Annotated in this window: 11 protein-coding genes; 2 read left to right on the forward strand and 9 right to left on the reverse strand. The window is 68.4% G+C overall.

What is annotated here, in order from left to right:
• Positions 1 to 68: 68 nt before the first annotated feature.
• Entirely contained in the window at positions 69 to 914 is an 846-nt protein-coding gene (locus tag AC6H42_RS17795; RefSeq protein ID WP_057153180.1) for a symmetrical bis(5'-nucleosyl)-tetraphosphatase, read from the forward strand.
• Positions 915 to 1008: 94 nt separating this feature from the next.
• Here the strand turns inward: AC6H42_RS17795 and AC6H42_RS17800 are convergent, their stop codons facing one another.
• From AC6H42_RS17800 to AC6H42_RS17825, 6 genes are read right to left on the reverse strand one after another with little or no spacing between them, the layout of a single operon-like run.
• The gene (locus AC6H42_RS17800) at positions 1009 to 1779 is read right to left on the reverse strand and encodes a lysophospholipid acyltransferase family protein (protein WP_497548609.1); all 771 of its coding nucleotides are present in this window, start codon (positions 1777 to 1779) and stop codon (positions 1009 to 1011) included.
• 11 nt (positions 1780 to 1790) lie between these two features.
• On the reverse strand, positions 1791 to 3110 hold the full coding sequence (locus tag AC6H42_RS17805) for a dihydroorotase (RefSeq protein ID WP_057153178.1): 1320 nt from the start codon (positions 3108 to 3110) through the stop codon (positions 1791 to 1793).
• Positions 3107 to 4072 (reverse strand): aspartate carbamoyltransferase catalytic subunit, encoded by a 966-nt coding sequence (locus AC6H42_RS17810; RefSeq protein ID WP_497548610.1) that lies wholly within the window; start codon positions 4070 to 4072, stop codon positions 3107 to 3109. The genes AC6H42_RS17805 and AC6H42_RS17810 overlap by 4 nt, the downstream gene beginning before the upstream one ends.
• Entirely contained in the window at positions 4065 to 4598 is a 534-nt protein-coding gene (gene pyrR / locus AC6H42_RS17815; RefSeq protein WP_057153176.1) for a bifunctional pyr operon transcriptional regulator/uracil phosphoribosyltransferase PyrR, read from the reverse strand. Before pyrR ends, AC6H42_RS17810 begins: the two co-directional genes overlap by 8 nt.
• Positions 4582 to 4983, reverse strand: a complete 402-nt coding sequence (gene ruvX, locus AC6H42_RS17820; protein ID WP_373888152.1) for a Holliday junction resolvase RuvX — start codon at positions 4981 to 4983, stop codon at positions 4582 to 4584. Before ruvX ends, pyrR begins: the two co-directional genes overlap by 17 nt.
• A gap of 13 nt (positions 4984 to 4996) precedes the next feature.
• On the reverse strand, positions 4997 to 5656 hold the full coding sequence (locus AC6H42_RS17825; protein WP_057153175.1) for a YqgE/AlgH family protein: 660 nt from the start codon (positions 5654 to 5656) through the stop codon (positions 4997 to 4999).
• A gap of 161 nt (positions 5657 to 5817) precedes the next feature.
• On the opposite strand from AC6H42_RS17825, the gene AC6H42_RS17830 reads away from it, so the two are divergent.
• A complete protein-coding gene (locus tag AC6H42_RS17830) occupies positions 5818 to 7287 on the forward strand; it encodes a cryptochrome/photolyase family protein (protein ID WP_497548611.1) in 1470 nt (489 codons plus the stop codon).
• A gap of 51 nt (positions 7288 to 7338) precedes the next feature.
• Here AC6H42_RS17830 and AC6H42_RS17835 read toward each other — a convergent pair whose 3' ends face one another.
• From AC6H42_RS17835 to AC6H42_RS17845, 3 genes are read right to left on the reverse strand one after another with little or no spacing between them, the layout of a single operon-like run.
• Positions 7339 to 13368: a hybrid sensor histidine kinase/response regulator gene (locus tag AC6H42_RS17835; RefSeq protein ID WP_497548612.1), complete on the reverse strand. Its 6030-nt coding sequence runs from the start codon at positions 13366 to 13368 to the stop codon at positions 7339 to 7341.
• Between the two features lie 19 nt (positions 13369 to 13387).
• A complete protein-coding gene (locus AC6H42_RS17840; RefSeq protein WP_497548613.1) occupies positions 13388 to 15766 on the reverse strand; it encodes a methyl-accepting chemotaxis protein in 2379 nt (792 codons plus the stop codon).
• A 26-nt stretch (positions 15767 to 15792) separates the two neighbouring features.
• Positions 15793 to 16347, reverse strand: a complete 555-nt coding sequence (locus AC6H42_RS17845; RefSeq protein WP_057153171.1) for a chemotaxis protein CheW — start codon at positions 16345 to 16347, stop codon at positions 15793 to 15795.

The raw sequence follows: 16347 nt of genomic DNA on the forward strand, positions 1-16347 counted from the left end.
TGTGAAACTCGCCGGGTTCCGCGAGATTTTAGCGCCGCTTACAACTTATTTCTTCAATTGCAACACTTATGAAAACTTATGTGATTGGCGACCTGCAAGGCTGCCACGACCAGACCGTCGCCCTGGTCGACCGCATCCTTGCCCAGGAAGAACAGGCGCCGTCCATTTTGTTTACGGGCGACCTGATTAACCGGGGGCCGGACTCGCTGGCCACCCTGCGCTATGTGCACGCGCTGGCGCAAGCCAGCGACGGCCGCATCGACACGGTGCTGGGCAACCACGACCTGCACCTGCTGGCGGTGGCCAACGGCATCCGCCCCGCTTCCGGTTCCGACACGCTGGAGCACATCCTGGAAGCGCCGGACGGCGCCGAACTGCTGGACTGGCTGCGTGCGCGGCCCATGGCCATGCTGCGCGACGGCCACCTGCTGGTGCACGGCGGCGTGCTGCCGCAGTGGGACGCGGCGCAGGTGATGGCGCTGGCGGGGGAAGTGGAGACGGCGCTGCGCGGCGCCGCCTGGACCGGCTTCCTGGCGCAGATGTACGGCAACCAGCCGGACGCCTGGCACGACGAGCTGCACGGCCCGGCCCGGCTGCGCTGCATCGTCAACGCGTTGACGCGGCTGCGCTTTTGCAGCATGGACGGGGTGATGGATTTCAAGATGAAGGAAAGCGCCAAGGCCGATCCGGCCAGCGGCCTGATGCCATGGTTCGAGGTGCCGGGGCGGCGCACGCAGGACGTGACGGTGGTGTTCGGCCACTGGTCGGCGCTGGGGCTGATGCTGAAACCGAAGCTGATCGCGCTCGACACCGGCTGCGTGTGGGGCGGCTACCTGTCTGCCGTGTGCCTGGACGACCGGTCGCTGATGCAGGTGCAGTGTCCGGAGTACCGCGAGCATTCCGGTAAACAGTAGGCCGGCGGTGCGCCGGCCGGCTACGCGGGCGCCCGCCAAGCCGTCCTGCCGCCGCCTGCGCGCCCGCAGCCCGTGGGCCCCGGCGCAGGGCAGCTTAGGCCGCGTGCGGCCGCAAGCCGCCGGGCTGCGGCGCAATGCCCAGCCCGGCCGCGACGGCGTCGTGCGCGGCCTGCGCCAGTTCGCGGCGGTGGCCGCCGGCGGCGTCCATGGCCGGCATGTACTTCAGGCGCGCGCACACCGGCGAGCCGCGCAGGATGGCCAGCACGCTCTCGGCAAAGGTGGTCTCGCCGATAAAGTCCACGTTTGGATGATGCCCGCCGGACGCGTCCGAATAGCTGAGTGCGAGCGGCTGCACCATCACCTTGGCGTCCACCGCCGCCTCGAACAGATTGGCATGGAACGGCAGCAGCGAACCCTGCGGCGCGGTGGTGCCCTCCGGGAAGAACGCCACCCGCTCGCCGACCTGCAGGCTGTGCACCAGGCCCTTGAAGATATTGCGCAGGTCGCGCTTGCTGCCGCGCGCAATGAACACCGTGCCCGCCTTCTCGGCCAGCCAGCCGGCCAGCGGCCAGGAGCGGATCTCCGCCTTGGCCACGAAGCGGCAGGGATAGAGCGCATCGACCACGAAGATATCGAGCCACGACACGTGGTTGGCGACGATCATGGCGTGCTCCAGCGGCTGGGCGCTGTCCGGCGCCATCTCCACCGTCACATTGCAGATGCCAAGCAAGGTGCGCGACCAGCGCCGGATATGGCGGTTGCGCGCCTCGACGCCGATCCACGGAAAGATGGTGGCGCACACGGCCATGCCGTACAGCACGTGCAACACCATCCGCAGCAAGCGGAAAATAAGCAAAATGTTCAACCCTGCGGCAGTCAGCGGGCGTTGCGCTGGTAGGCGACGCGGCCGGCAACCAGGGTGGCTTGCACTTGCCCTGCCAGCTCGTAGCCGAGGAAGGGCGTGTGCTTGCCCTGGCTGGCCAGCGCGCTGCCGTCCACCGTCCAGCGCACGGCCGGGTCGAAGATGCAGACGTCGGCCACGCTGCCGACACCCAGCTGGCCCGCGCCCAGGCGGTCCAGGCCGGACACGCGCGCGGCATCGGCGCTGATGCGGCTGATGGCCAGCGCCAGCGCGCCGCCCTCTTGCATGCCCGGCTGCGCGGCGGCGTAGTCGTCGGCCCATTTCAGCGCCAGCGACAGCAGCAGTTCCAGGCCGGTGGCGCCCGGCGAGGCTTCGCCGAAGGGCAGCAGCTTTTCGTCGTCGTCGACCGGGGTGTGGTCGGAGCAGATGGCGTCCACCGTGCCGTCCAGCACGGCGGCGCGGATGGCGTCGCGGTCGCGCTGGGATCGGAACGGCGGCGTGACGCGCGCATTGGAGTCGAAGAAGCCGATGTCGGCGTCGGTCAGGTGCACGTGGTGGGCACCCACGTCGCAGCTGACCGGCAAGCCTTCAGCCTTGGCGGCACGCACCAGTTCCAGGCCGGCGGCCGAGGAGATGCGGCACAGGTGCACGCGGGCGCCGGTGGCGCGCATCAGTTCGAAAATGGTGTGCAGGGCAATGGTCTCGGCCATCACCGGCACGCCCGACAGGCCCAGGCGCGAAGCCAGCGGGCCGCTGTGGGCCACGCCGCCACGGCCGATGTGGGCGTCCTGCGGACGCAGCCAGACGGTGTAGTCGAAGGTCTTGGCGTATTGCAGCGCGCGCAGCAGCACGGTGGTGTCTTCCACCGGCACTTCGGCCTGCGAGAAGCCGATGCAGCCGGAGCCGGTCAGCTCGGCCATCTCGGTGATGGACTGGCCCTTCAGGCCCATGGTGAGCGCGCCCAGCGGGTGCACGTGGGCCTGGTTCAGGCGGCGCGCGCGGTGCTTGAGCATTTCCACCAGGCCCGGCTCGTCCAGCACCGGGTCGGTGTCCGGCGGGCACACCAGGCTGGTGACGCCGCCCTGCATGGCGGCCTGCATTTCCGATTCCAGCGTGGCCTTGTATTCGTAGCCCGGTTCGCGCAGGCGCACGGCCAGGTCGACCAGGCCGGGCGCCACCACCAGGCCGGTGGCGTCGACGCTGTGCTCGGCGACGAAGCCCGCAGGCGCGCTGCCAAGCGCAGCGATTTTGCCGTCTTCAATGTACAGGTCCTGCACGCCGTCCACGCCGTTGGCCGGGTCGATCACGCGGCCGTTCTTGATTACCAGTTTCATTCCTTCGCCCCTGCCAGAATACTCATCACCGCCATGCGGACTGCAATACCGAACGTCACCTGCGGCAGGATCACCGCCTGCGGGCCGTCGGCCACGGCGGAGTCGATCTCCACGCCGCGGTTCATCGGACCCGGGTGCATCACGATGGCGTCCGGCTTGGCCAGCGCCAGGCGCTCCGGCGTGAGGCCGTAGTTCTTGAAATATTCCTGCGCCGACGGCAGCAGCGCGCCGTTCATGCGCTCGTTCTGCAGGCGCAGCATGATGATCACGTCCACGCCCTTCAGGCCCTCGTCCATATTGGTGAAGGTGCGCACGCCCATCTGCTCCAGGCCGCCCGGCAGCAGCGTGTGCGGGCCGATGGCGCGCACTTCCGGCACGCCCAGCGTGGTCAGCGCGTGGATATCGGAGCGGGCCACGCGGCTGTGCAGGATGTCGCCGACGATGGCCACCGTCAGCTTGGTGAAGTCGTTCTTGTAGTGGCGGATGGTGTACATGTCCAGCAGGCCCTGGGTCGGGTGCGCGTGGCGGCCGTCGCCCGCGTTCACCACGTGCACGTGGTTCTGCTTGTGGTCGTTCAGGTGCTTGGCGATCAGGTAGGGGGCGCCGGACTGCGAGTGGCGCACCACGAACATGTCGGCGTGCATGGCCGACAGGTTGTCGATGGTGTCGAGCAGCGATTCGCCCTTGCTGGCCGAGGACGCCTGGATGTTCAGGTTGATCACGTCCGCCGACAGGCGCTTGGAAGCGATCTCGAAGGTGGTGCGGGTGCGGGTGGAGTTCTCGAAGAACAGGTTGAACACGCTCTTGCCGCGCATCAGCGGCACTTTCTTCACTTCGCGGTCGGACACGCCGACGAAGGAGGACGCGGTGTCCAGGATGTGGTTGACGATGGACTTGGGCAGTCCCTCGATCGACAGCAAGTGCTGGAGCTCGCCGTGTTTGTTCAGTTGCGGATTAAGCATGGTCGTTTTCGATGGTAAGCGTGAATTGTCCGGCGTCGCTGCGTTTCAGGCGCAGCGCCTGGCCCGGCTGCACCGCGACCCGCGCGGCGACGAAGTCGGCGGCCACCGGCAACTGGCGCTCGCCGCGGTCGACCAGCGCGGCCAGCATGATGCGCGCCGGGCGGCCGTAGTCGAACAGCTCGTTGATGGCGGCGCGGGTGGTGCGGCCGGTGTAGAGCACGTCGTCCACCAGCAGCAGGGTGGCGCCGGCCACGTCGAAGCCGATCTGGGTCGGCTTCACTTCGGCCGGCAGGCCCTTCTTCGCGAAGTCGTCGCGGTAGAAGGACACGTCCAGCACGCCGCAGCGCGCCGACAGGCCGAGGTCGGCCGCGAGCCGCTCGGCCAGCCAGGCGCCGCCGGAATGGATGCCGACGATGGCCGGTTCGTGGGCGTCGGCCAGGCCGGCCTTCACCTGCTGCAGCAACTCGGCGTACAGCGCTTCCGCGTCCAGCGGGGCCGGCGCGGTGGGGTTAGTTGGTAGGGACATATTCGTCAAAGTATTGTTGCAGAATGATGGAGGCGGCGCGGTCGTCGATGACCTCCCCGCGCTTGGCCGGGATGACGGCCGACGAGTAGCGCTCGTCGACCAGCACCACCGGCAGGTTGAAGCGGCCGTTGAGCTGGTTGGCGAACTTGCGGCAGCGCGCGGTCATGTCGTGCGCGGTGCCGTCCGGATGGCTGGGCAGCCCGACCACGAAGCGGGTCGGCTCCCATTGCTTGATCAGTTCGGCGATTTCGCCGAAGCGCGCGTCGTTGCCGATGCTGGCAATGACCGCCAGCGGCGTCGCCTGGCGCAGCACGCTGTTGCCGATGGCAACGCCGATGCGCTTGATGCCGAAATCGAAGCCGAGGATGGTGTCGAGTTGCTCCACGCTCAGCACCGCATCAGGCGTGGCCCGCTTCGGACGCCAGCATCAGCGGGTCGAAGCCAAGCAGCTTCATGGCCGCGAAATAGCGCTCCTCCACCGGCACCTCGAACAGGATGTGGGCGTCGGCGCCGACCGTGAGCCAGCCGTTGCGGCTGATTTCGTCTTCCAGCTGGCCCGGGCTCCAGCCCGAGTAGCCGATCGATACCAGCATGCGTTCCGGGCCGGCGCCGCGCGCCACCGCTTCCAGCACGTCGATCGAGGTGGTGAAGGCCACGTCGTCGGTCACCGTCAGCGACGACGAGTAGCGGGCGCCGGGCGTGTGCAGCACGAAGCCGCGGTCGTCTTGCACCGGACCGCCGAACATGATGGGTTCATCGACGATAGCGGGCGCCAGGCTGGGCGCCGGCTCGAGGTCGATGCGCTCGAACAGCACTTGCATGGTCATGTCGGTGGGTTTGTTGATGACCACGCCAAGCACGCCGTTTTCGTTGTGTTCGCACACGTAGACGACGGTGCCGCCGAATACGGGGTCTTGCATGGCGGGCATGGCGATCAGGAAGTGATTCGCCAGGTTCAGCGCGGCGGGGTCCTTGGACGCGGCGGGCGCCAACGGATCATCCGGCTCCTGGAGTCGGCCGGGAGCGGGCAGAGCGTGACCAGCTTTAGTTTTCTTCATACGCGTTGCTCTCTCTGCTGGGCTGCGGGTGTTCTTTTATAATGGTTCAGGCGATAGTTTACTATGAAACGCCGTTGCGGCCACTTCCGGTGCTGCCGCACCCCTATATTAGGCCGGAAATCGGCCCCGGTCTTGACCCGGCACACGAGTTTGGCAATCCCATGACACTGACTACTTCGCTGGTGTGGTTCCGGCGCGACCTGCGCGCTTTCGACCATGCTGCCCTGCACCACGCCTTGCAACGCAGCGAACGCGTGCATTGCGCTTTCATTTTTGACAAGACCATCCTGGACAGCCTGCCGCGCGCGGACCGGCGGGTGGAATTCATCCACGCCTGCGTGGCGGAACTGGCGGCGGAATTGCAACAGCTGGGCGGGCATCTGATCGTGCGGCACGCGGTGGCGGAGCAGGAAATACCGCGCCTGGCGGCCGCGCTGGCGGTGGACGCGGTGTTCGCCAGCCACGACTATGAACCGGCAGCCATTGCCCGCGACGATGCCGTGGCCAAGGCACTGGCGGCCGATGCGCGGCCCTTTTTCACCTTCAAGGACCAGGTGGTGTTCGAGAAAAGCGAAGTGCTGTCGCAGTCGGGCACGCCGTTTTCGGTGTTCACGCCGTACAAGAACGCCTGGCTGAAAAAGATGCTGGCCGAGCCGGAGTGTCTGGCGGCGCTGCCGGTGGAGCCGCTGGCGGCCCATTTCGCGCCGGCGCCCCCTTGCGGGCCGGACGCCACGTCCGCCCTGCCCACGCTGGCGCAGCTGGGCTTCGAACCCACCAACCTGGCCGAGCTGAAGATCCCGGCCGGCATGAGCGGCGGCGCGCAGCTGTTCGGGGACTTCCTGACGCGGGTGGCCGATTACGGCACGGCGCGCGATTACCCGGCCGTGAAGGGGCCGTCGTATCTGTCGCTGCACCTGCGCTTCGGCACGGTGTCGATCCGGCACCTGGTGCGCACGGTGTCCGAGCTGTCGGCGCGCGGCCTGGCGGGAGAAGGCGGCGCGGTATGGCTGTCGGAGCTGATCTGGCGCGAGTTCTACATGATGATCCTGTACCACCATCCGCATGTGGCGGGAGCGTCGTTCAAGCCGGCGTACGACGCCATCGAATGGGAAACCGGGCCGGAGGCGGACGTGCTGTTCGCGGCCTGGTGCGACGGCCGCACCGGCTATCCGCTGGTGGACGCGGCCATGCTGCAGTTGAACCGCACCGGCTACATGCACAACCGGCTGCGCATGGTGACGGCCTGCTTCCTGATCAAGGACCTGGGCATAGACTGGCGCCGCGGCGAGGCGTATTTTGCGCAGCACCTGAACGACTTCGATTTGTCGGCCAACAACGGCGGCTGGCAGTGGGCGTCCTCGTCGGGATGCGATGCGCAGCCCTACTTCCGCATTTTCAACCCGGTCACGCAGTCGCAGAAGTTCGACAGCGAGGGCAAGTTCATCAAGCGCTATCTGCCGCAGCTGGCGCAATTGGACGGCAAGGAAATCCACGCGCCGTGGCTGGCGCCGCGCATGCTGCTGGCCGACAAGGGCGTACGCCTCGGGGACAACTATCCCGAGCCGCTGGTGATGCACGACGAGGCTCGCAAACGCACCCTGGAGCGCTACGCGGTGGTTAAAGCCGGATGACGCGCTTGGGCGGGTTACGGCCCGTACTCCGTAGGCCGGGTTAGCGTACTGCTACGCGGGTGCGATTACGCGCCGCTGGTCCGCCAGCAGTCCCTCGATCGCGCCCAGCAGCACCGGCTCCTGGAACGGCTTGCCAAAGTAGGCGTTCACCCCCAGCTGCATGGCGTAGTTGCGGTGCTTGTCCGCGCTGCGCGATGTGATCATGATGATGGGGATGTCCTTGGTGCGCTCGTCGCCGCGCACGTTGCGGGTCAGGTCGAAGCCGTCCATGCGCGGCATTTCGATATCGACCAGCATCAGGTCCGGGCGCCCTTCCTGCATCTGCTCCAGCGCGTCCTGGCCGTCCTTGGCCAGCAGCACGCGGTAGCCTTCGCGTTCCAGCAGGCGCTGCGACACGCGGCGCACGGTGAGCGAATCGTCCACCACCATGATGGTGCTGCCCAGCGCGCCCGGGGCCGCCGGGGCGCAGGCCGGAACAGCGTCGCCGGCAGCGGCGGCAGCGCCGTCCTGCCGTCCCACCAGGTCCGGCCGCGCGGCCAGGTGCTGCGCCAGCGCCACCGGATTCAAAATCAGAACAATCTCGCCGGAACCCAGTACGGTGGCGCCGGAAATACCGGGCATGCGCGCCAGCTGCTGGCCGATGTTCTTGACCACCACTTCGCGGTTGCCCACCACTTCATCCACTTGCAGCGCCACGCGGTCGTTACCGCTGCGTAGCATCAGCACCGGCGCCGAGCGCTGCGCCGGCGGCTGCGGTTTGGCCAGGCCAAGCATCGCCGGCAGGTAGTGCAGCGCCGATTGCTGCCCTTGCAGTGTCACGTGGCCTTTGCCGCGCGCGTCATGCAACGCGCTTTCCTTCATCTGCAGCACCTGTTCGACCAGCGTCGACGGCAGCGCGTAAGTGCGGCCGCCGGCGGACAGCAGCACCACCTGCGTGACGGCCAGCGTGAGCGGCAGGTGGATGGTGAAGCGCACGCCTTTGCCGCTTTCGGTGGCGGTGTCCACGCGGCCGCCGAGGGCCTGCGCTTCGGAGCGCACGATGTCCATGCCCACGCCGCGGCCGGCCAGTTCGGTCAGCGCGTCCGCCGTGGAGAAGCCTGGCTCGAAGATCAGGCCGGCCGTGTCGGCATCGCTCAGATGTTCGCCCTCTTGCAGCAGGCCGATGCGGCGCGCCTTGTCGCGGATGCGCTCCAGGTCCAGGCCGGCGCCGTCGTCGCTGAACTCCAGCACCACTTCGTTGCCTTGCTGGCTGACCTGCACCAGCAGCTCGCCGGTTTCATCCTTGCCGGCCGCGCTGCGCTGGGCGCGGCTTTCCACACCGTGCACGATGGCGTTGCGCAGCAGGTGCTCGAACGGGGCGGCCATGCGTTCCAGCACGCTGCGGTCGATTTCAACCGCGCCGCCCCGGATGTCGAGGTTGACGCGCTTGTCCATTTCCTTGGCGCTCAGGCGCGCCACGCGGAACAGGCGTTCGGAGATGCTGGCGAAAGGCACCATGCGCACGCGCATCAGGTCGCGCTGCAGGTCGCGCGTCATGCGCGCTTGCTGGGCCAGGTCGCCGCTGGCGCTGTCCACGCTGCGGGTAAGGCTTTCGTGGAAAGAGGCCACGTCGTTGACGCTTTCGGCCATCATGCGGGTTAGTTCCTGCAGGCGCGTGAAGCGGTCGAACTCAAGCGGGTCGAATTCGCGGTCGCTGGAAATGGCCATGCGGGAGGCGATCTGCGATTCGGCCTGCATCTCGATCTCGCGCAGCTGGCGGCGCAGGCGGGTGAGGTTGTCCGAGAAGTCGGCCAGCGAAGTGCGCAGCGTGCCAACTTCGTTTTCCAGGCGCGAGCGGGTGATGGAGACCTCGCCGGCCTGGTTCACCAGGCGATCCAGGATGTCGGCGCGCACGCGCACCAGCGGTGAGCGGGCGGCGGGGTCGCCTTCGTCGGCGGGCGCGGCGCGCGGGGCGGGTGCTGCTGCGCGCGGTGGGGCGCCGGCTTCGGCTGCGGCGGCGTCGGGCATTGGCACGCTGTCCGCATGAAGCGATGCAGCGGCTTCGGCTGCGGCACGGCCTGAGGCTGCATCGGGCACGGGGTGGCCGGCAGCGGCGCCGGCCAGCGCGGCCGGGTGCTGGAGCTGTTCGAACAGCACCAGCGCGTGGTCGTAGTGGGCCAGCAGTTCCTCGAACGCCTGGGGCGACGCGCTGTTGGCGTGCACCATGTTTTCGATATGGGTCTCGATCTCGTGCGCGTGCTGGCCGAGGCGCATGGCGCCGGCCATGCGGGCGCTGCCCTTCACGGTGTGCAGCACACGCTGCAGCATGTGGGCGTGGCTGAAGTCGGCCGGGTTGCGCTGCCAGGTACGCAGCGACTGGCCGATTTGCGGCAGCAAGTCGGCGCCCTCTTCCAGGAACACCGGCAGCAGGTCGGCGTCCAGTTCGTCATGGAAGCCCGCGGGTGCGGCGCCCGACAATTCGGCGGGCGCTTCCGGCAGCGGGATAACGACGACGTCCGGCTCGGCTTCAGGTTCGGGAACGGCGGTGTCCGGCCCGGCGGCGGCAGCTTCCGCTTCGGCAGCTTCCGCTTCGGTAGCGTCGGCGACCCGTTCGGCTTCGGCGCCCACTTCGGCGACAGCGCCGGCGGCGGGGGCCGCCGCGTCGGCGCTTGCTGCCGGCAGCGGCTCGACGGAGGCGGGAGCTTCGGCGTCGGCCAGGGATTCGGCTTCGGTGGGGGCGGCGATTTGCGACAACGGAGCGGCGAAGGCGTCGTCAAAGGCGGAGTCGAACAGGTCGTCGAAGTCGTCGCGTGCGACGGGGGCGGATGGATTCGGCGCCGAGCCGCTTCCGGCCGGAGCGCGGCTGGCGAAATCGGAGGCCGGCGGTGGGCTGGCGATCAAGCTTTCATAGGCGGCGGCGAACAGCGCGTCCAGTTTGGCGGCCGGGTCCTCCAGGCCGGCGGCTGCCGCGTCGCCCGCGCCAGCGGCGGCGAATGCGGCGTCGGCTTCGGCGGGCATGCCTTCGCCGGCGGCGGCAAACAGCGTGTCGAGGCGCTCGTCCAGGTCGGGACTGGCGCCGGCCGGGACGGACAGTTCGTCGCGCAGCTTGTGCAGGGCGCTGATCAACTCCGGCTGCTCGGGCGCGACCTCGCCGAGCGCAAAGCTCTGCAGCATCTGGCGGATGCGTTCGACGGCGAAGTCCAGCAAGTCGTGCTGGGCATGGTCGAGGTGCGGCGCAGGGGCTTGCAGGCCTTCCAGCGTCTGCTCCAGCGCGTGGGCCAAATCGCGCAGTGATTTGAAGCCCACCGTGCCGGAGGTGCCGGTCAACGTATGCGCGGCTTGCAGCGCTTCGGGATTGACCGGACGGCGCGCCTCATGGCGCCACTCGCCAAAGTCGCGCGCCAGCAGGCGCACCAGCTCGTCGGTTTCGGCGAGGTAGATGTTGTAAAGCGGCAGCGGGATGGTCAGCGCGCCGATGTGCTTGACGTTGTCTTCCTCGGGCGGGACCAGCGGCACGGCGGTGGTCGGGAATTCGATCACGTTGCCGTTCGATGGCACAGGCTCGCGGGATGGAACGGGCGGCGCGCCGGCTGCCAGCGTGTCTTCGGGGATGACGTCGGTGGCGGACGCAGCGTCTGCGGCCGGCACGGCCTCTTCCGGCTCGGCGGGCGCTGGCGGCGTTGCTGCGGAAGCGTCTGCGACGACGGCGTCATCGGTGGCGGGCGGGGAATCTTCGGCTGCTTGAGGCAACCCGGCGGAGGTATCGGCGGCGCTGTCCAGTGGCGGGGTGGCGGCGATATCAGCGGCGGCGCCCGGCGGCGTGGCGATAGGGGCATCGATCGCGGCGGGCGGCTCGAACGGGGCGCCTTCCTGGACGCGGGCGGCAGCGGCGCCGAGCGCGTCGGCGCTGCGGCTGGAGACGCCTTGCGCAATCAGCTCGGCTACCCAGGCAGACATGTCCTGCGCGGCGTATTCGAGCAATCCGAACAGGGCTTCCGTTGCAGGACGCTCTTCGGCCAGCCAGACGTTCATGGTGCGCTCGATGCTGGCGGCAGCTTCGGCGAACTGGTTCAGCCCCACCATGCGTCCGCTGCCCTTGAGCGTGTGGAAGGAGCGCCGCAGCATGGCGAGATTTTCGGCGCTGCCGGCTTCCGCGCGCGGCCTGGCCAGCGTGCCGCGGACGAACTCCAGCACTTCCTGCGCTTCGGTAATGAAGATCTCCAGCAGCTCCGCTTCGACCGCCGCGTCGCTCGCTTCAGGCGCCGGTTCGGGCGCCGGCGCGGGCGTCGGCGAAGTAGTGGGCGAAACCTTTTCTTCGAGCACGGGCACCGGCACCAGACCGGCGGCGGCCAGTTTCTTGAACGGCACGGCGCGGAAGGTGCCCTCCCCTTCGTCAAACGCAAAGCGCTCGCGCGCGGCGGCCGCGTTCTGCGCCAGCATGTCGACGAAGAAGCCCAGCGCACCAACGTTCTGCGCAATGTCGTCCAGTTGCCTGGACTCCAGGGCCGCGTCGTCCTGGCCGGAAGCCAGTTTGGCCACCTCGCCTTTCACATGCAGCGCGGCGCGCATGGCGTCGTCCTGGTCCAGGATGGCCAGCGCCCCTTGCAGCTGGTGCAGCACGCTGTCCAGGCCTTGCAGCGGCGCGCGCAGCGACGGATCGCTGTAATACTCGTCCAGCACTTTTTCGACCTGGCGCAGGCCGGTCTTCATTTCCAGCGCCAGCGCCGCCACGGTGTCGTCCTGCTGCATCTGCTGCGCCAGGCCGCCCTGCCACTGCGCGGGATCGGGCGCCTCGCCGCCGGCCAGCAGCGCCTTCAGGCGCTCGGCGATGGTGTCGGCGTGCACCGAGAAGTCGTCCGGCAGGTGGCGGATGTGTTCCAGGCCGTGCTCGGCGAACAGCAGCGCGGTGGTCATTTCCATCGCGAGCGCTTCGCTGCGCCCGGCAGTGATGGCGGCATTGGCCACTTCGGCCAGTTGCCGCATCAGCGTGGCCAGCGCCGCCATGCCCAGTTTGTCACTGGTGACGGCCACCACCGCCAGCGCCTGGCCGAAGGCCTCGTCCAGCGCCGGATCGATCACCGCTTCCGACAGGTGCTGCCAGGCCGCCTTGGCCTCGGCCATGGCCTGCCGCGCACGGGCCAGCACCTCCGCGTCGATCTGGCCGTAGCGGCGCGCTTCGTAATCCTTCGGCACCGCGCCGTCCAGGCCGAATACGCTGCCCAGGTGCAGCACCAGCGGCGACACGTCGTCCGCATGCGGGCCGGCCAGCACGGTGGCGATGAAGAACAGCGCTTCGCGCAGCATGGCGTCCGGCAGCGCCGGGGTGCCCTGCGTGAGACGGCGCATCTGCAAATTGATCAGGCCGAACAGCTGCTTTACATACAGTCCCCCTTCCAGGTGGCCGGCCGCCACCAGCTCGGCGAAGCCTTGCAGCACCAGCCAGAAGGTGCGCGCCTTGGGGTCCTGCTGCGCGTCCGCCACTTGCGCCACCGCGTCGCGCAGCGCTGCCGCATGGGTTTGCTGGGCCGCAGCGTCCGTGCTTTTCAGGTAGGGCAGCAAGGCGCGCTCGAAACGCTGGCGGCAGGCCGGATAATCGGCGGCGCCGGCGCCAGCCGAGGCCGGGGCGGGCATGCGCGCCTGCAGCGACAGGTCCGGGAAGAACAGGTCGGCCGGGTGGATGCGTTCGGCGCCCAGCATTTCCTGCAGGGCGCGGTAGTAAGGGAACAGCCGCACCGGCTGGAACGGCGCACCGGCCAGCAGCTCCTCCAGGTATTCGGTGAGTGCCTGGTACAGATTGGCCACGGTCTGCGCGTTGTCCGGGCTGCATTTCAGCGCGCCGGACTTGAAGCGCTCCAGCGCCTCCTCGGCGGCCTGCGTCATGACTTCCACACCGTCCACGTCCACCATGTGCAGCGCGCCGTGCGCCTGGTGCAAATGGCTGCGCGCGTGCTGCAGCGAGGTGGCCTGGTCTTCCGGCGCCCGCCCGCCCGCCTCGAACAAGGCGGTCCTGGAGCGGACCAGCGCCTCGCGGATTTCCACCATCACCCACGACAGGGGGCCGGTGTCGAATTGCGCTGCGGTCGGAAAATCAGGTTTGGTCATGCTGGGGCTTTCAAAATAATCAGGATGCCGAGATGCGGAAGCGCGAAACCGAGTTTTTCAGTTCCTGCGCCAGCATGGACAGCTTGTGAATCGACTGCGCGGTTTGCTGGGTGCCGTCCTGCGCCTGCTCGGTGACGGACAGGATATGCTGGATATTCTGCGCTACTCCGCTGGCCGATGTCGCCTGCATGCCGGTGGCGTAGGAGATGCCCTGGATTAGCTCGGCCAGGCGGTTGGACACCTGCGAGATGTCCGACAGCGCCGCACCGGCCGCGTCGGACAGGCGCGCGCCCTCGACCACGCCCTGGGTGGACTTTTCCATTGCCGCCACCGCGTCGTGGGTGTCGGTCTGAATGGTGCGCACCAGCGCGCCGATCTGCTTGGCCGCATCGCCGGAGCGTTCGGCCAGGCGCTGCACCTCCTCGGCCACCACCGAGAAGCCGCGTCCAGCCTCGCCGGCCGACGCGGCCTGGATGGCGGCGTTCAGCGCCAGCACGTTGGTCTGCTCGGTAATGTCCGAAATCAGTTCGGTGATCTCGCCGATCTCCTGCGACGATTCGCCCAGGCGCTTGATGCGCTTGGAGGTTTCCTGGATCTGCTCGCGGATCTCGTGCATGCCCTTGATGGCGTTTTCCACCGCCGTCGAACCCTGGCGCGCCGCCGCCACCGACTGGCGCGCCACGTCGGCCGATTCGGAGGCCGATTTCGACACCTCGGTGATCTCGTTGGCCATCTTCACCACGGTGGCGCTGGCGTCCTGGATTTCGCGCGACTGCTGCTGCGACGCCAGCAGCAGGTCGCTGGAGATATTCTGCGCATGGCTGGAGGCGGAGGTGACCTGCTCGGCGGTGGTGGTGACGCGGCCGACCAGGCCGCGCAGCTCTTCCACCGTGTAGTTGACCGAGTCGGCGATGGCGCCGGTGATGTCCTCGGACACGGTGGCCTGCACCGTCAGGTCGCCGTCGGCCACTTCCTGCAGTTCGTTCATCAGGCGCAGAATCGCGGCCTGGTTCTGGTCGTTCATGGCCTTGGCTTCCTCCTCCTTGCGCTGCGCCTGCAGGCGCATGGCTTCCGCTTCCTGGCGGCGGCGGTCGGCGCCGCGGGTGCGGTTGTTGGAGTCCTGCAGCAGCACGCGGCCGATGGCGGCGGCGGCCAGCAGCGTGAGCAGGCCGGCGGCCACCATCAGCCAGAAGCTCAGCGTGAGCGAATCCTGCTGCGCGCGGTATTCCGTCAGTACGGCGCCCAGGCGTTCGCGCAATGCTTCGTTTTCGCTGAAGATCTGCTGTTCGGCCACCTTGGCGGCGGTGAATTTATCGAGCTTGTCGAGCACCGAGCCGACCAGCTGCTGGTAGGTTTCGAACGGGGTTTTCAGTTCGGTAAACAAGGTGCGCAGCTCGGCGTCGCGGGTGGCCGGCAGGGCCAGCGCCTCGCTGCCGTTGAGGAAGCCGTCCACCGTGTTGCGGAACACGGTGATGTCGCGCCCCAGCTGGAAGGCGGTTTCCGCGCTGATGCCGCCGGCGGTGATGAATTCGCTGACGCTGCGGTTCATGCGCTGGGTCAGCATGGTGAGCTTGCCGAGGGCGGCCATCTCGCGCGCCGTGCCGCCGCGCAGCAGCTTGAGCGCGGCAATCGCTTCGGTCTGCTCCAGCAGGTCCGGCGACAGGCGGTCCAGCTGCTTGAGGGTTTTCTCCAGTCCGGTCAGCTCCGGTTTCAGGCGCAGGATGGTGTCGGCCGAGCGCTCGGAGGTGTCCCACACCTTGCGCGCGGCCGCCACGGCGCTGGCCATGGCGGCGTTCGGCGAGCCCACGTTGCGGCCCTGGTAGGCGCCGCCGGCCTGCATCAGCTTGAAGTCCTGGTTCAGTTCCTTGCGGCTGTCCTCCAGCTGGCGGAACGCTTCCGGATTGCCCTGCACCGCGTTGGGCGCGGCCTTGCCGACGCGCTGCGAGTGCATCAGCGCATCGGCGGCGATCTGGGTCTGGGCCGAGGTGATGCTGCTGTTGCGGATGTTGAGGCCGACCGCGCCCACGCTGAGCAGGATGCAGGCGGCCAGCGCGGTCGACAGGATGTTGAGCTGGCGCTGTGCGGGCAGGTGGCCGATCAGCGGCAGCTTGATACCGGGGGCGGTGTCCGCCACGCTGCCGCTGCCACGGCGGCGCAGCGCGTCGCGCAGGCGCAGCGGTGCGCTGGCCTCGCCGCTGTCGGCGTCGGACGATGCGGCCGGGACGTCTACGTGGGCCGGCCGCGCTGCGGCCGCAGCCGAGGCGGCAAGCGATGCAGCAGCAGACGGCGCCGCAGCGGCCCCGCTTCCGGCGCCATAGCTGGCGAATTCCGAATCAGGGGCCGCTTCCTGGAGCGCGTCCTGCTTGGAGCGTGCGAACAAATTCTTGATGAATCCCATTACACCGTCCCTCATTTGCAAAAGTATTACAGACCGACGTGCAGGAACCTTTCTTCCTGCACCAGCAGGGCCAGGTCCAGCCGCGACCACAGCTGTCCTTCCTGGTCCAGGAACTGCTGCACGCACCAGGATGGAACGTCGTCCGCCAGCGGCGCCGGCGTCATGTCGTCGAGCTTGCGCAGGCCCAGCACCCGCGCGCTGAGCAGCGCGCAGTTGAAGCCCAGGCCGGGCGCGAATGTGATGATGCGGCTGTCCGCCGCGGGAGGGGTGGCAGCGTAATCGAGATAACGCGCGAAATCGATGATGCCGGTGAGCTGGCCGCGCACATTGGCCAGGCCCAGGTACCAGTCCTGCGCCAGCGGCACCGGGCTGACCGGCTGCCACGGCACGATCTCGCCGATCTGGGTCAGGTCCAGCAGGCAGCGGCTGGCGCCGAACTGCACGCCCAGCTCGCGCCCGGCGGCGCTGCCGCCGCTTTGCGCGTCATGCATGCGCTCGAGCAGCTGCGCCTGGTAACGGCGCAGCCGGCTGCGGCGCTCGGCGCCGGAGGGGGTGGGCAGTCCAGTCTCGGCGCTGCTCAT

The sequence above is a fragment of the Massilia sp. NBRC 108631 genome, from assembly GCF_059704565.1.

Coding starts and splice junctions, on each gene's coding strand:
- AC6H42_RS17795 (WP_057153180.1), top strand. CDS start 69: ATGAAAACTTATGTGATTGGCGACCTGCAAGGCTGCCACGACCAGACC.
- AC6H42_RS17805 (WP_057153178.1), bottom strand. CDS start 3,110: ATGAAACTGGTAATCAAGAACGGCCGCGTGATCGACCCGGCCAACGGC.
- AC6H42_RS17810 (WP_497548610.1), bottom strand. CDS start 4,072: ATGCTTAATCCGCAACTGAACAAACACGGCGAGCTCCAGCACTTGCTG.
- pyrR (WP_057153176.1), bottom strand. CDS start 4,598: ATGTCCCTACCAACTAACCCCACCGCGCCGGCCCCGCTGGACGCGGAA.
- AC6H42_RS17825 (WP_057153175.1), bottom strand. CDS start 5,656: ATGAAGAAAACTAAAGCTGGTCACGCTCTGCCCGCTCCCGGCCGACTC.
- AC6H42_RS17830 (WP_497548611.1), top strand. CDS start 5,818: ATGACACTGACTACTTCGCTGGTGTGGTTCCGGCGCGACCTGCGCGCT.
- AC6H42_RS17835 (WP_497548612.1), bottom strand. CDS start 13,368: ATGACCAAACCTGATTTTCCGACCGCAGCGCAATTCGACACCGGCCCC.
- AC6H42_RS17840 (WP_497548613.1), bottom strand. CDS start 15,766: ATGGGATTCATCAAGAATTTGTTCGCACGCTCCAAGCAGGACGCGCTC.
- AC6H42_RS17845 (WP_057153171.1), bottom strand. CDS start 16,347: ATGAGCAGCGCCGAGACTGGACTGCCCACCCCCTCCGGCGCCGAGCGC.